The organism is Corynebacterium aurimucosum (assembly GCF_046895345.1).
Taxonomy (GTDB): Bacteria; Actinomycetota; Actinomycetes; order Mycobacteriales; family Mycobacteriaceae; genus Corynebacterium; species Corynebacterium aurimucosum_G.
The window spans coordinates 2,341,547-2,355,270 of record NZ_CP160096.1 but is presented as its reverse complement, the minus strand read 5'-3'; the positions used below and the strand labels follow the sequence as shown (position 1 = coordinate 2,355,270).

General features: G+C 62.2%; 13 protein-coding genes. 5 read left to right on the top strand and 8 right to left on the bottom strand.

Going from position 1 to position 13,724, the window contains the following annotated elements; translation table 11 throughout:
- Positions 1-2 precede the first annotated feature (2 nt).
- Entirely contained in the window at positions 3-1,619 is a 1,617-nt protein-coding gene (locus tag ABZS45_RS11110) for an NAD(P)H-hydrate epimerase (protein WP_412099869.1), read from the top strand.
- Between the two features lie 161 nt (positions 1,620-1,780).
- Here the strand turns inward: ABZS45_RS11110 and ABZS45_RS11105 are convergent, their stop codons facing one another.
- From ABZS45_RS11105 to ABZS45_RS11095, 3 genes are read right to left on the bottom strand one after another with little or no spacing between them, the layout of a single operon-like run.
- Positions 1,781-2,605: a TIGR02206 family membrane protein gene (locus ABZS45_RS11105; protein WP_412099868.1), complete on the bottom strand. Its 825-nt coding sequence runs from the start codon at positions 2,603-2,605 to the stop codon at positions 1,781-1,783.
- 53 nt (positions 2,606-2,658) lie between these two features.
- Positions 2,659-3,309, bottom strand: a complete 651-nt coding sequence (locus ABZS45_RS11100; protein ID WP_412099866.1) for an ABC transporter ATP-binding protein — start codon at positions 3,307-3,309, stop codon at positions 2,659-2,661.
- Entirely contained in the window at positions 3,309-4,304 is a 996-nt protein-coding gene (locus ABZS45_RS11095) for an ABC transporter permease (RefSeq protein WP_412101173.1), read from the bottom strand. The genes ABZS45_RS11100 and ABZS45_RS11095 overlap by 1 nt, the downstream gene beginning before the upstream one ends.
- Positions 4,305-4,419: 115 nt before the next feature.
- Here ABZS45_RS11095 and ABZS45_RS11090 point away from each other — a divergent pair, with 115 nt between their 5' ends.
- Genes ABZS45_RS11090 through ABZS45_RS11080 form a run of 3 tightly spaced genes read left to right on the top strand, consistent with a single transcriptional unit; the run spans position 4,420 to position 7,201 of the window.
- Positions 4,420-5,586 carry a histidine kinase gene (locus tag ABZS45_RS11090; protein ID WP_412099865.1) on the top strand — a complete coding sequence of 389 codons (1,167 nt, stop codon included), beginning with the start codon at positions 4,420-4,422 and terminating at the stop codon, positions 5,584-5,586.
- Entirely contained in the window at positions 5,561-6,181 is a 621-nt protein-coding gene (locus ABZS45_RS11085; protein WP_412099864.1) for a response regulator, read from the top strand. Before ABZS45_RS11090 ends, ABZS45_RS11085 begins: the two co-directional genes overlap by 26 nt.
- Positions 6,182-7,201, top strand: a complete 1,020-nt coding sequence (locus tag ABZS45_RS11080; RefSeq protein ID WP_412099862.1) for an NAD(P)-binding domain-containing protein — start codon at positions 6,182-6,184, stop codon at positions 7,199-7,201.
- Positions 7,202-7,204: 3 nt separating this feature from the next.
- Here ABZS45_RS11080 and ABZS45_RS11075 read toward each other — a convergent pair whose 3' ends face one another.
- On the bottom strand, positions 7,205-7,777 hold the full coding sequence (locus ABZS45_RS11075) for a VanZ family protein (protein WP_412099861.1): 573 nt from the start codon (positions 7,775-7,777) through the stop codon (positions 7,205-7,207).
- 86 nt (positions 7,778-7,863) lie between these two features.
- Here ABZS45_RS11075 and ABZS45_RS11070 point away from each other — a divergent pair, with 86 nt between their 5' ends.
- Positions 7,864-8,829 carry an MDR family oxidoreductase gene (locus tag ABZS45_RS11070; RefSeq protein ID WP_412099860.1) on the top strand — a complete coding sequence of 322 codons (966 nt, stop codon included), beginning with the start codon at positions 7,864-7,866 and terminating at the stop codon, positions 8,827-8,829.
- 40 nt (positions 8,830-8,869) lie between these two features.
- On the opposite strand, the gene metS is transcribed toward ABZS45_RS11070, so the two are convergent.
- From metS to ABZS45_RS11050, 4 genes are all read right to left on the bottom strand, one after another.
- Complete coding sequence (gene metS / locus ABZS45_RS11065) at positions 8,870-9,037, bottom strand: methionine/alanine import NSS transporter subunit MetS (RefSeq protein ID WP_046648774.1); 168 nt, start codon at positions 9,035-9,037, stop codon at positions 8,870-8,872.
- A gap of 25 nt (positions 9,038-9,062) precedes the next feature.
- Complete coding sequence (locus tag ABZS45_RS11060; RefSeq protein ID WP_412099859.1) at positions 9,063-10,682, bottom strand: sodium-dependent transporter; 1,620 nt, start codon at positions 10,680-10,682, stop codon at positions 9,063-9,065.
- Between the two features lie 283 nt (positions 10,683-10,965).
- Positions 10,966-12,291: an MFS transporter gene (locus ABZS45_RS11055; protein ID WP_412099858.1), complete on the bottom strand. Its 1,326-nt coding sequence runs from the start codon at positions 12,289-12,291 to the stop codon at positions 10,966-10,968.
- 108 nt (positions 12,292-12,399) lie between these two features.
- Positions 12,400-13,665, bottom strand: a complete 1,266-nt coding sequence (locus ABZS45_RS11050; RefSeq protein ID WP_412101172.1) for an AMP-binding protein — start codon at positions 13,663-13,665, stop codon at positions 12,400-12,402.
- Between the last annotated feature and the right edge of the window lie 59 nt (positions 13,666-13,724).

Sequence of the window (13,724 nt, the reverse complement as noted above, 5' to 3'; positions counted from 1 at the left end):
TTATGCGCCCTGCTTATACCGTTGCCACCGTCCGTGCCGCTGAGAAGCGCCTGCTTAAACAGCAATCCCATGAGGATCAACTCATGAAGCTGGCTGCCGCCGCGGTGGCGGACGCTGCTTCGGTGATGCTGGAGGCTCGTCCCGGCGCGGTGCTCATTCTCGCCGGCTCCGGCGGCAACGGCGGGGACGGGCTCTTTGCCGGTGCGGAGCTAGCCGAGCGTGGGGTTACGGTCCATGCCCTGGTTCCGGAACGCTGCCACGAGGAGGCTCTCACTGCGTTCCAAGACGCTGGCGGCACGGTCCTTCCTTCCGACAGCGCGCTGCCCTCAGACAGCACGCCCTTAGGAAGCGCGCTGCTTATCGACGCCATCGCCGGTCTCGGCTCCGCCCGCGGATTGACCGGCACCGCGCTTTCGCTTTACCACGAAGCCACCGCTGCCGGGGCTGCAGTCTTAGCCGTCGACATGCCCACCGGCATCGATGCCGACACGGGAGTCTGCGCCGCGGATGCCGTTAACGCCGATGTCACCGTCACCTTCGGCTCGCCACGCCTCGGCCACGCGCTGGCCGCCGAATGCGGGCAAGTTGTGGTCTCCAATCTCTTCTTGCCCGGCGCGCCCTCCTTTGCCGAGACCCTCGCTGAAGTGGATAAACCAGCAGGCTTCATCGCTCACGAGCCCTCCGTGCCGACACCTTATGCGTGGCAACCGGGTGAACTCGATCTTCCTGGCGGGCGCGCTTCCCGCCCCTGGCCGGTTGGCTGCACCGGCCCCATCGTTGATCCCACACCAGGCGCGCGCTCGGATAAGTATTCCGGGGGCGTCGTTGCCCTGGCCGCCGGAAGCGATACCTACCCAGGTGCGGGGATCCTGTGTGCTACCGCGGCGATACGCGCTACGCCCTCGATGGTGCGCTTCATCGGCGATAACTCGATCACGTCTCTGCTGCCCGAGCTGGTCTGCCATCCCGATGTGGCCTCCGCCGGACAGGCCCAAGCCTGGGTCGTGGGCCCCGGCCGCGGTACCGATGCGGCGGCGGCCACCGAACTACGCAAGATACTGGCGCAGGACCTGCCCACCGTTATCGATGCCGACGCCCTCACGCTTCTGGCGCGCAACACCTCCTTGCGCCAGACAGTCACCGAACACCCGATGACCATCCTCACCCCGCATGAAGGCGAGTTCAGGCGGCTTTACCAGGCCACTTTCGGCTCTCCTACCGATGCAGCTACCGGCTGGAGCCGCGCCCTCCACGAGCTAGCCGAAGAGCTAAACAGCATCATCCTGCTCAAGGGCCGCCTGACCCGCATCACCGCGCCGGGCCAGCCTGTGTATTCCTTCAACGCCGGTCACTCCTTTGCCGCAACTCCCGGCTCCGGCGACGTGCTCTCGGGCATCCTCGGCGCGGTCATGGCCCAACTCTCCGCCGAAACCGCCACCGAAACCGCCGCCGCTATCGCCGCCCAAACCATCCCCGAGGTTCTCCACGCCGGCGCCATCCACGCCCATTCGGCGGCCATCGCGGCCGAGACGCCCGAGGGCTTTGCGCCCTGTTCTGCCTCCCAGATCGCGGCGGCCATCCCGCAAGCCATCGCGCGGCTCCTCAACGCCGAGCGCTAGATCCTTGTCTCGGCGCTAGCTCCACCACTGAGTACGTTTCGATCAAATAGCACCCCAAAAATTCGAAGATCTGGGGGCTTATTTGATCGATCCGTACTTAGCCTCCACCGTCTCGGTACGTTTTCGCAACGAAGCCCTAGAATTTTGCGATTCGCGGGCCACTATTTACGAAAACGTACCGTGGCGCGGCGCAGAATCCCGGACGCGGTGCCCACAGACTTACGCATGAGCCCACGCGGGCCCACCGCCACCGTGTCGCGGCGCAGCGAGGTGTTCTCCCACGGCCACGTCATTCCGGCCCATGCTGCTGCGACGGCGAGGGTCTCTGCCGCGATGTAGCCAGGCCAGGGACCCAGCAGGTTGATGATGGAGGGGCTTCCCGGCGCGTGGTTGAGGAAGCCATAGTTGCCGTCGGTCTTCGCATTGACTGCCATGGCGGTAGCCATCCATACTGGTGTGACCTTCACGGCGAAGCGATAGCCCTTCCACGTCGGCCGGTAGCCCAAGCCAAAGGTCAGCGCAAGCGGAACGGCGAGGGCCACGATGTGGAAGAACCAATAGGTGCCAAACCGCAGCCAGCGCGGGGAGAAGTAGTAGATGACGTCCGGGGTGATAATGGCCTGCGGGTTGAGGATGATGCCCCAGAAGTAGGTCAAGGTCAGCGCATGCTCGTTGCCGGTAATGAGGCCCAGCGCCAAGATGGGGCGCAGCACATCGCACAGGTGCAAAGGCAAAGACTCACGAATATCGAATTGCTTCGGGTCCAGGGAGATGACCGTCCACGCAGTACCCGCCACCAGCAAGGCCCAGCCCACCATCCGGCGGATAAAGGTCTCGCGGGAGGTTCCCTTGATTCTGCGAGCAGCGACGATAAAGACCCCGCAGGCCACCACGGTAATGCTCAACATGATCGCATGCAGCGCAGTCCACTGCTGCATACGCGGGTAGTCAGTTGGGCTTACTCGGGGCTTGCGAGGTCGAATCATAACGGGGTATTAATTTACCCCTTTGTATGAACATATGAGAGATAAGCGGGTTCCTACGCGGCTAGCTCGGAATATTCGGAGAGCTTTCCGTCCTTGACCTCCACCACGGTGTCGGCATAGTCAAGGAGGCTGCGGTCGTGCGTGATGAACAGTGTGGCGGTGCCGAAGTCATCGGTGACACCGCGTAAGAGCTTGGCAATCTCGCGGGAGAGTCGGGAGTCGAGGGCGGAAGTGGGTTCGTCGGCAAGCAGCACGGAAGGCTGGCCCATGAGAGCACGAGCAATGTTGACGCGTTGGCGCTGGCCGCCAGAAAGCTGGTTCATACGGCGGTTGCCAAAGCCCTCCAAGCCCACGAAGCTGAGCAGCTCGTCCGCCCGGTCCTGGCGCGGCTTACGGCCTTCCATGTGGTCAATGATGAGCAGCTGTTCGCGCGCCGTCAACGCAGATAGCAGGTTTGCTTGCTGGAAGATGAGGCCGCGGGAGCCGGTTCGCTCAACGGTGCCGGAGTCCGGCTCGATGAGGCCGGCGGCTACGGAGAGCAGCGTGGACTTGCCGGAACCGGATTCGCCGATGACGGCGGTGAGCTCGCCCGGCTTGACGTCGAGGCTGACATTATCCAGCGCCGTGACGCGGGACTCACCATCCGGGTAGCTCACCACGACATCGCGAAGGGACAGTGCGGGGGAAGAAGCAGTGGTAGTCATTAGGCATTGCCTCCTAGGGCGTCGAGCGGGTTGATTTTGGAAACGCGGCGGGTGGCCAGGAAAGCACCGGCGATGCCGAGCAGCCAGATCCCGAGCGCGGGAACGATGACGGTCGTCGCGGAGACCTCGAAGGGCACGGTGCCCTGGGCGGCAAGGCCGAGCAGCCAGCCGACGAGCGCGCCGACCCCCACGCCAATCGCCAGGATGATGGCGGCCTGCGCGATAGCATCCTTAAGCAGGTACTTCACGCTGGCGCCAAGGGCCCGCAGGATGGACAGGTCACGGGTGCGCTGGATAGTCCAGATGCTCAGGAAGGCGATGGTGACCAGCGCGGAAATACCGTAGAGGAAGGCCTGCATGGTCAGCAGCGAGCCGCGCTCCGAGCTATAGGCCGGAAGACCGGACAGGGCCTTGCTCATGGACACGGAGGTATCGGTGGACTCCTGGGACAGCACGGCTACGCCCACCATGTCCTCAGGAGAATGGGAGACCTGCTGCCAGGTTTCGGTAGAGACCCACACCACCGGGGAGTGGGAGTAGTACTCATCCTCAACCACCCCGTTCACGTCCAAGTCCACACCGCCGAGGGTGCCACGGGAGGGCGCGTTCATCTCTTCATCGATGGATTGGCTCAGGACCATCCCCTCCTCCGGAATCACGGCACTGGAGCCAGAAATCTGGGTGCCGGCGGGCAGGCCGATAACCGCCACGCCGCCGTGGCCCTCCAGCTTGGTCTGCGAAGTACCGAGCGGAATGCCCGAGACAGGGACATCCTCGGCGAAGATCTCCGACTCGGTGAAGGAGGGGTCTTCCGTCGAGAAGGTCACATAAGGAGTCTGCTCCCCGAGTGCCTCGAGGGCGGAGGTATTCTGCTTGGACAGGCCTTGGGTCAGGCCGGACAACATAACGAGCAACAACGTAATGAGAGCCACGACGCCGCCGATCAGGAAGAACCGACCGCGGGCGGTGACTATCTCTCTCAATGCCAGGAACATACTATTAATCCTGCTGTGGGCGGCGCAGAAAGTAATCGAGTAGCCAGTTGAACCTCCACTCAACCAGTTGGTTGATTCGCCCTCGACCAGCCAGCGGATAAGCTGGACTGCCGTGATGATGAGCAACAAACTGTGGACCGTGGGACTGCACGCCATGTTCGGTTTTCTCCTCGTCTTCGGCGTGCTCCGCGCATGGGCCGACGGCCGCCTCGACGCCCGCGCCCTCGGCCTCTCCATCGCACTCGCAGTGGTCTACACGGGATTTGCCGTCTTCGGCTCCCGCACCATCACCCGCCCCATCCCCACCACACTGTGGCTCGCCGCCCTGTGCCTGCTGTGGATCGGCCTCATGGTGCACGCTCAAGACTTCATGTGGCTCGAGTTCCCGCTGGTCTTCGTCTTTGTCCGTGCCCTTCCCTTCTGGCCCGGCATCGTTGCCAGCGTGGTGCTGTGGGCCGTCGCCGCATTCGTCCCCGCGTGGCTCCACCCGCAATCCTGGACCATAGCCGCGGCCATCGGTCCGTTTATTGGCACCTGCTTCGCCGTGGCCGTCTACCACGCCGCCCGCCGGGTTCAGGCGGAGGCGGCGCACCACGCGGCCGTCGCCAAGCAGCTGCGTGAGACCCAGGAGGAGCTGGCCGCCAGTGAGCACCAAGCCGGGCGCCTCGAAGAACGGGAGCGGCTCTCCCGCGAAATCCATGACACCGTGGCGCAGGGGCTTTCCTCCATCGTCCTGCTCAGCCGCGCCGCCAAGAAGACGTCTACCCAGCAGGACGTCACTGAACAGCTCGCGCTCATAGAGAAGGTAGCGCAGGATAATTTGGCCGAAGCCCGGCGCTTCGTCAAAGAGCTCGCAGCCCCTGCCTCCTCCATCGACGCGGAACTGCGCTCCCTCGTGGATGAGCTCCAAGCCCAAGCCAAGGGCCTGGGGCTGCGCACCCGCTTCGGGCTCAAGCTCACTGGCAGTGCGGACGTCCCCGCCGAGTTTTTCCACGTTATCTTGCGCGCCGCGCGGGAAGGGCTGACCAACGTCATGAAACACGCCGATGCCGACAAGGCCGTGGTCACTCTGGGCTCTTTCGAGGATGGAATCATCCTCGATGTCGTCGATGACGGCCGCGGCATCGAAGGGCCACGTGGCTTCGGGCTGACCGGCCTGGAGCAGCGTGTTCGCAGCGTCGGCGGCAGCGTCCAGGTAGAATCTTCACCCGCCGGCACCGCACTCGCGGTGCGAATCCCAACAGGAAGCAGCAGCAATGGTCAACGTGATGCTCATCGATGATCACCCCGTGGTCCGCGCCGGGCTGCGCGCAATTCTTAACGCCTTCCCCGACATCGAGGTGGTGTTGGAAGGCTCCGATGGCACGGCCGTCGAGCAGCTGACGGATGCTGATGCTCCCCATATCGATGTGGTCGTCTGCGATATTCAGATGCCAGATGTCGATGGTATCGCCGCCACCCGGCGCGTGCGCGAGCTCGACGGGCCACCAGTGCTCATCCTCACCACCTATGACACGCAGGCGGATATTCTGGCCGCCGTGGAGGCCGGCGCATTAGGCTATCTGCTCAAGGACGCCCCCGAAGAAACGCTTCACACCGCGGTGCTCGACACGGCTGCAGGCAAGCGCACCTTGGCCCCTGAGGTCACCAACCTCCTAGCGGAGCGCTTGGCGCAACCGGAGACCGCGCTGTCCGCGCGTGAACTGGAAATCCTGCAGGCGCTGTCCACAGGCGCTTCCAACAAGCAAATTGCCCAGCAGCTCTTCATCTCCGAGGCCACGGTCAAGACCCACTTGATCCACGTCTATCAAAAGCTGGGCGTAGAAACCCGCACGGCGGCTGTCTCCGCTGCCCGCGAACGAAAGCTCATCCAATAAATGTGTACTTACGATTGCATCGTGGTGGGTGGCGGCCAATCTGGCCTGGCCACGGGCTACTACTTGCGCCGTCAGAAGCTCGATTTCCTCATCCTCGATGCCAACGACTCCCCCGGCGGGGCCTGGCAACACGTGTGGGACTCACTCACGCTCTTTAGCGATGCCCAATCCTCCACGCTGCCCGGCTGGCCCATGCCTTCTTACCCGGGTTTCCCGCCGGCGTCCCACGTGGTGGACTACCTCACCCGCTATGAGCAGCGCTATGACCTGCCGGTCCGGCACGGGGTGGCGGTGGAGCGCGTGCTTGACGACGCCCCCTTCTTCCGCCTTCTCACCACTCACGGTGAGTTTCGTTCTCGCACCGTCGTGGCCGCGACGGGCACGTGGTCCGCGCCGTTCATCCCCTTCTACCCCGGTGAGTTTCAGGGGCGCCAGTGGCACACGGCAAGCTACACGGGGCCAAATCCTTTCTTAGACAGCACCAACAGCGGCCATACCAGCCGTGTGGCTGTTGTCGGCGCGGGCAACTCCGGTGCCCAGATTGCCGCCGAGCTAGCCCTCGCCGGCGTGGATACCGCGTGGTTTACCACGCACCCTCCGCGTTGGATGCCGGATGATGTGGACGGGCGCGTGCTCTTTGCTCGCAACCGTCAGCGCATGCTGGCTAAGCTGCGGGGCGAGCCGGACCCGGGCCCCGAAACAGAACTGGGGGATATCGTCATGGTCCCGCCGGTACTCAAGGCCCGCGATTGTGGGCTGCTGCGCGCGACCGACATGTTTTCCTCGCTGGACGAGTTGAACCGCGAAGGCTTCAGCGATCTCATCTGGGCCACCGGCTTCCGCCCAGCGCTACGCCCGTTCCCTGGGCTGTTGGCAGAAGGAAAGCCCACGGTGGAAGGTTTCTTCCCCGTGGGCTATGGCACGTGGACTGGTCCGGGCTCGGCCACGATTACCGGTGTGTCACCCTATGCACGGCAGGTGGCGGCGGACGTCGCCAAGCTCGTTCGCTCTTCCCGCTAGGCGCTAGAGCGCAACCATGGCGAGGAGCACCACCGCTGCCAGCGCAAGCAGGAATCCCAGGCGGCGCAGAATCTTCACCTGCTCGTCGCGCCCCATACGCGCCATGAGTACGGCGCCGAAAACAGAGCCCACGGTGTTGTATAGAAGGTCATCGACATCGCTAAAGCCCAGGGCAAAGATGTACTGGGCGCTTTCAATGCAGAGGCTGACTACGAGGCCGATCAGCATCGCCCCGCCCAGGCCCCAGCGAATCCTGGCACGCTCGCGCCCGGCCACGTAGATCGCCGCGCCCAGCGGCATGAAAAGAGCGATGTTTCCTATCAGATCGGTCCACGCGCCGTACCACACGGAGGCGTTCTCAAAACCACCAAAGAGCTGTGTATTGACCTGGCGTACCGCATGTGCGGAACCATCCACCACGCCGGGGATATCCATAAAGGGTTTGCCCACCGTCGCCAACATCACGACCACCAAGGACAGGGCCGTGACCAGGAAGGAATCACGACGCAGGTGCGGATATGGATCCGGCGCGGGCCGCAGCCTATTGCGCGGGTGTTGAGCTTCTATCCCAGTCATGCGCTTCACCCTAATGATGTTCTCTGGAAACCGGCTGAAGCAAAAGCCAGAAAACGCTGCTTCACATCCTCTGTACGATAGTGCCCATGAGCACACTTATTGTCACTCGCACGGAGTCTGGAATAAGCCATTCCTTCCAAGAGCAGCCCTTGCTCGGGGAAGGTGACACGGTCGTGGATGTGCAGTTTTCTTCCCTCAATTACAAGGACGCCATGGCCTTGGAGGGCGATAAGGGGGTCATGCGCATCGATCCCCTCGTCCCCGGCATCGATGTCGTGGGCACCGTGGCGGAGACTTCTGATTCTCGCCTGGGCCCCGGCCAGCTTGTCGTCTCCTGCGGCGATGGCCTGGGCGAATTCCGCCATGGCGGCTACACCACCCGCCAGCGCGTCAACGCTGAAGTCACCATCCCCGTGCCCCAGCGCTTCAGCGCGCACGATGCCGCCGCCATTGGCACGGCCGGGTACACCGCCGCTATCTGCGTAAACCAGCTGCGCACGCACGGAACCACACAGGGCCATATCCTGGTCACCGGTGCTACCGGTGGCGTGGGCTCCATCGCGGTCCAGCTGCTCAAGTCTTCCGGCTACGAGGTCACCGCCGTCACCGGCCGCGTGGAATCCCAGTCGGAGTATCTCACCTCACTCGGCGCGGATCACGTGCTCGACCGTGCAGCGCTGTCTGAGACCGGCCGCCCGCTGCAGAAGGCGCTGTACGACGGCGCCATTGACACCGCCGGCTCCACCGTCTTGGCCAATGTGCTGGCGCAGGTGCGCTGGGGCGGCGTGGTGGCGGCCACCGGCATGGCGGCCGGTCCGGACCTTCCTGCCTCGGTGCTGCCATTCATCTTGCGCGGCATCGTCCTGGCTGGCGGCAACTCCGTCGACGCGCCCCGCGAGGTGCGCGAGGCAGCCTGGCAGCTTCTCGACGAGCACCTCGACCTCGACATGCTGAACTCTATTACTGAGACGGTGCCGTTGGCTGATGTTGCCACCGCCGCTCAAGAGCTTCGCGCGGGCTCCCGACATGGGCGCACGGTGGTCGAGATTTAAGCAGGCGCAGGGGGCGGGCGCAGAGTGCCGCCCGCCCCCTTTAGTGGTGCACGCGGTGCGACAGCGATTCATCGTCGGTGCCGGGGGCATTACCCAGTTCGCCGGTGAATTCATCGTCGCTGCGCGCCAGCCAGATGGAGGACACCACCAGTCCGCCCCAGATGACGACGACGAAGAGGATGAAGAGCAGGATTGCGCTTGTAGTCATTGTCGTTCTCCTTTCTTAGTAGCCGTTACTTGTCGTCCGTAATCGGTGCGGCAGGCTTACCCGTGGCAAGCGGGTTCGGAGTGCCGGCTGGGCGGCCACCAACTGGAACCCCATAATCAGAGGTCTCCATGCCGTCCAGGTACTTGTTTCCGCGGAAGGCCACCAGCGGCATGAGGAAGCTGGCAAGCAGGATGATGCCCAGCACGGCCCAGCCATAAAGACCAATCTGGATGGTGGCGTAGCCCTCATAACCCTCGCGGGCAATGGTGAGGATTTCGTTAACGAGGAAGTAGACCAGCAGCAGCGGGGTGGCGATAAAAGTCAGGAACTGCCAGAAGCCGCCTACCTTGAACTGCGACACAGCGTTGAGGTGCTGCTGGATCTCGCGCCGGCGGCCAGTAACCCAGCCGACGACCACCAGGGCGCAGATAGCACCAAAGACGATGCCCAGGTTGTTGGTGAACTTATCCATGATGTCCAGCGTGACCAGCCCCGAGGAGGTGGAGAACAGGAAGCAGGACAGCACTGCCATGACGCCGCCCACGGTGATAGCGGAAACGCGGCGAGAAACATTGAACTTATCTGCCACGGCGGAGACTACAACTTCCATGATGGAAATTAGCGAGGTCACACCAGCCAGGAACAGGGAGCCGAAGAAAAGAACTCCGAACAATCCGCCGAGTGGCATGAGGTTGATGATCGTCGGGAAAGCAATGAAGGCCAGGCCGATGCCGGAAGAGGCCACCTCATCCACAGCCACGCCCTGCTGGGCGGCCATGTAGCCCAGGGTGGCGAAGACGCCGATGCCGGCGAGGACCTCGAAAGAGGAGTTAGCGAAGGCGGTAACCAGACCCGTGTTGGTGAGGTTGGTACGCGGCTTGAGGTAGGAGGCGTAGGTAATCATGATGCCGAAGCCAATGGACAGGGAGAAGAAGATCTGTCCGTAGGCGGCGATCCACACCGATGGGTTGCTCAGCACGGACCAATCAGGTGTGAAGAAGGCGTTGAGGCCCTCGGCGGCGCCGTCGAGAAAGAAGGCACGGATGACCAGGATGATGAACATGACGGCCAGGACCGGCAGGAAGATGGAGGTCAGCTTACCGATGCCCTTGTTGATGCTCGTGGCCAACGTGGCGATGCAGACGATCCACACGAGGATCATGACGCCAAGGATGGACGGGACGATGTGGCCTGAGTAGGTTGCCTCCGGCTCTGCCTGGAGGAAGTCACTCATGAAGTACGTTGATGGATCCTCGCCCCACGCCTGGGTCACGGACTTGATTGTGTAGAGCGCCGCCCAGGCAATGATGGCGGCGTAGTAGATGGCGATGAAGAAGTTCACGCCGACCTTGAACCAACCGATTCCCTCCCAGCGACTGCTGATACGGCGGAATGCTAGCGGCGCAGAACCACGGAAACGGTGACCAATGGCCAGGTCGAACCACAGGATGGGGATGCCTGCGGTGAGCAGGGCAACCATGTACGGGATGAGGAAGGCGCCGCCACCGTTGTCATAGGCAACGTAAGGGAAACGCCAAATATTACCCAGGCCGACGGCGGAGCCGATGGCGGCCATGAGGAAGACAAAGCGCGTATTAAAAGTATCGCGTGTAGAGCGAGTCTTATGCGGGGTTGATGTAGTCATGAGAGAACTTTCTTCTTGAGTAAATATCGTGCACGCACAAGACCGTAGGAATTGTTTATACGGGCCGCGTACGACGAGTATTAGCGAGAAGCTTAGCCTAACTGCCAACCTATAGGTACCGTTTTGAATATTTATTTCTGAAGCTTTACCTCTGCCTTAATTCCATGGCCAGAGGCCTAAAACCGCCACTGCCCCTCAACACTCTGCTCCCCGTCCGAAACATTGGGTCCCGGAAAGTAGCTGAGCGATGAAGGGCAAAGAGTGGGCGAAGAAGATGGTGAAACTAGACGTGCAAATCGCGATCCTGAATCCCCTTGGGAACGGCGAGCACACCAATGAGGGACACGACCGAAATAGCGATGCCGTAGGCGGCGATCGCCATGGAGGTTTCGTACCGCGTGTACAGCATCTCCGCGATCATCGGGGCAAAAGCACCACCGATGATGGAGCCAAAGGCATAACCGATGGACACGCCTGACAGGCGCACCTTCACTGGGAACATCTCCGCGTACATCGCCGATTGCGGGCCGTAGCTCGCGCCCAAAATGACACCCAGCAGGAACACAGCTGCACCGAAAAGCATGACGTTGCCCGAATCTACCGCCAAGAACACCGGGGTGATGTATAGCGCCAAGACAACGTAGCCGCCAATGAACGTCGTGCGGCGCCCCAAGCGGTCAGAAAGGTGGCCAAAGTACAGAGTTCCGATAAACCAACCGATCGACGCGACCAGGGCTACCGCGAGGGCCTGAGGGCGTGTATAACCCACCACCTTCGTGCCATAAGCGGTGAAGTAGGCAATGACGAAGTAACCAATAGCGTTGTTGGCGGCAAAGATGAGCGCACACTTAATGACGGTTCCCAAGTGCCCCTTGAACAGGACCGCGAGCGGCGCGGTGGACTTTTCCTTCAGCTCCTCCATTTCCGCGAAAGCCGGGGACTCTTCCACTGCCCGGCGGATCAGGTAACCCAGAAGAATGAGCACGACGGAGGACAGGAACGGGATACGCCAGCCCCAGGCGAGGAACTGCTCCGGGGTCAGGACGGCGGAGAGCACCAGCATAAAGATGGTGGCTAGGAACATGCCGAGGGGCACTCCTACCTGCGGGAAAGCACCAAACAGTCCGCGCTTGCCCTGCGGGGCGTGCTCAACGGCCAGCATCGCCGCACCACCCCATTCGCCGCCGGCGGAGAGCCCCTGAAGGATACGTAAGAGCACCAGCAGGATAGGCGCTGCCATGCCAATGGAGGCGTAGGTGGGCAGCACGCCCATCAGCATGGTGGCCAGGCCCATGCCGACCAACGTGACGACGAGGACCGGCTTGCGTCCGAGCCGGTCACCCAAGTGACCGGCCAGAATTGCGCCGAGGGGACGGAAGAGGAAGGAGATACCCAGCGACGCCCAGGAAATGATCTGCGCGAGCGAGGCACTTTCATTGGAGACCGGATCGAAGTACTGGGTGGCAAAGATCAGGCCGGCGGCCTGGGCATAGATGAAGAAGTCGAACCACTCAATGGTGGTGCCAACCATCGATCCGGCAAGCACGCGCTTGTGCTCTGTGGTAATTCCCGGCCCTTGGGCAGGCTGTTGGGTGACTGGTGCAGACATAGCGGAAGTCTTTTCTCTATGGGTGCAGAAGCACGGTGGATACAGTTAAAGCCAGTGAACTAAGGAGACAAATAGTGAGCTGGGCGCGCCCAAGGAACCGAGAACGGTCTATTTATCGCGGTTGTCGACGATCCTCTTGGCCTTGCCCTCACCGCAATCAACGTGGTCAGTGATTTCCACGCCGACGGTGATGCCGATGCGCTCCTTGATCTGTTTCTTCAGCCACTGGGTAGAGGCATCGATTTGATCAGGGGTGGCCTCCGAGGAATGCTCAACCACCAGGGTGAGGTGGTCCATGCGGCCGCGCTTGCTCAGCACGCACTGGTAGCGCGGACGAAGCAGACGGTCCTCGGTGATGATCTCCTCGAACTGCGACGGGAAACAGTTCACGCCGCGCAGGATGATCATGTCGTCGTTACGAGCGGAGATACGGTCGATGCGTCGCATCGAGCGCGCCGTACCCGGGAGCAGGCGGGTGATGTCGTGGGTGCGGTAGCGAATAATCGGGAAGGCTTCCTTGGTCAGGGAGGAGATAACCAGCTCGCCATACTCGCCATCCGGAACCGGCTGCATGGTCTCCGGATCGATGATCTCTGGGTAGAAGTGGTCCTCCCAGACGGTCAGGCCATCCTTGGTCTCCACGCATTCTTGGGCCACACCCGGACCCATCACCTCGGAGAGGCCGTAGATATCGGTGGCCGTAATTCCGAAGCCCTCCTCCAGTTCGCGGCGCATACCTTCGCTCCACGGCTCGGCACCAAAGACACCGGCGCGCAAAGAGGATTCGCGCGGATCCAAACCTTCTTTGCGCATGCGGTCGAGAAGGTTCAGCACGTAAGACGGCGTGCCCAGAATTGCGTCTGGCTGGAAGTCTTGCATGATCTGAATCTGGCGCTCCGTTTGACCACCGGAGGTCGGAATCGCCGTGGCCCCCAGGGCCTCGACGCCATAGTGGGCACCCAGGCCACCCGTAAAGAGTCCATAGCCGAACGTAATCTGAACCTTATCGGACTTGCGCAGGCCTCCTGCCCGCAGCGAACGGGCTACGAGCTCCGCCCAAATACGCACGTCATTCTCGGTATATCCCACAACGGTTGGACGGCCGGTGGTACCGGAGGAAGCGTGAATGCGGGAGATTTGGTTCTGACCTACGGCAAACATTCCGAAGGGGTATTCTGCGCGCAGCGTTTCCTTGTCGGTGAACGGGAACAGCGCAAAGTCCGAGAGTTCCTTGAAGTCATCCGGGTGGACGCCCTTCTCATCAAACGCGCGGCGGTAGTGCGGGACGTTGTAGTACGCGTGGCGAAGCTCGTTCTTCGCGCGCGCGGTCTGCAGCGCGATGATCTCATCGCGGGATGCGTACTCAATACCCATCTGGGGGCCGTGGTGGTCAGAGAAGATGTCAAACGTTGCGGTCACGTCATTTGCCTTTC

Excerpts from the sequence above, each read along its gene's own strand:
- ABZS45_RS11080 (WP_412099862.1), top strand. The coding sequence starts at position 6,182 with ATGTGTACTTACGATTGCATCGTGGTGGGTGGCGGCCAATCTGGCCTG.
- ABZS45_RS11085 (WP_412099864.1), top strand. The coding sequence starts at position 5,561 with ATGGTCAACGTGATGCTCATCGATGATCACCCCGTGGTCCGCGCCGGG.
- ABZS45_RS11090 (WP_412099865.1), top strand. The coding sequence starts at position 4,420 with ATGATGAGCAACAAACTGTGGACCGTGGGACTGCACGCCATGTTCGGT.
- ABZS45_RS11075 (WP_412099861.1), bottom strand. The coding sequence starts at position 7,777 with ATGACTGGGATAGAAGCTCAACACCCGCGCAATAGGCTGCGGCCCGCG.
- metS (WP_046648774.1), bottom strand. The coding sequence starts at position 9,037 with ATGACTACAAGCGCAATCCTGCTCTTCATCCTCTTCGTCGTCGTCATC.
- ABZS45_RS11050 (WP_412101172.1), bottom strand. The coding sequence starts at position 13,665 with ATGGGTATTGAGTACGCATCCCGCGATGAGATCATCGCGCTGCAGACC.
- ABZS45_RS11060 (WP_412099859.1), bottom strand. The coding sequence starts at position 10,682 with ATGACTACATCAACCCCGCATAAGACTCGCTCTACACGCGATACTTTT.
- ABZS45_RS11070 (WP_412099860.1), top strand. The coding sequence starts at position 7,864 with ATGAGCACACTTATTGTCACTCGCACGGAGTCTGGAATAAGCCATTCC.
- ABZS45_RS11095 (WP_412101173.1), bottom strand. The coding sequence starts at position 4,304 with ATGTTCCTGGCATTGAGAGAGATAGTCACCGCCCGCGGTCGGTTCTTC.
- ABZS45_RS11055 (WP_412099858.1), bottom strand. The coding sequence starts at position 12,291 with ATGTCTGCACCAGTCACCCAACAGCCTGCCCAAGGGCCGGGAATTACC.
- ABZS45_RS11105 (WP_412099868.1), bottom strand. The coding sequence starts at position 2,605 with ATGATTCGACCTCGCAAGCCCCGAGTAAGCCCAACTGACTACCCGCGT.
- ABZS45_RS11100 (WP_412099866.1), bottom strand. The coding sequence starts at position 3,309 with ATGACTACCACTGCTTCTTCCCCCGCACTGTCCCTTCGCGATGTCGTG.
- ABZS45_RS11110 (WP_412099869.1), top strand. The coding sequence starts at position 3 with ATGCGCCCTGCTTATACCGTTGCCACCGTCCGTGCCGCTGAGAAGCGC.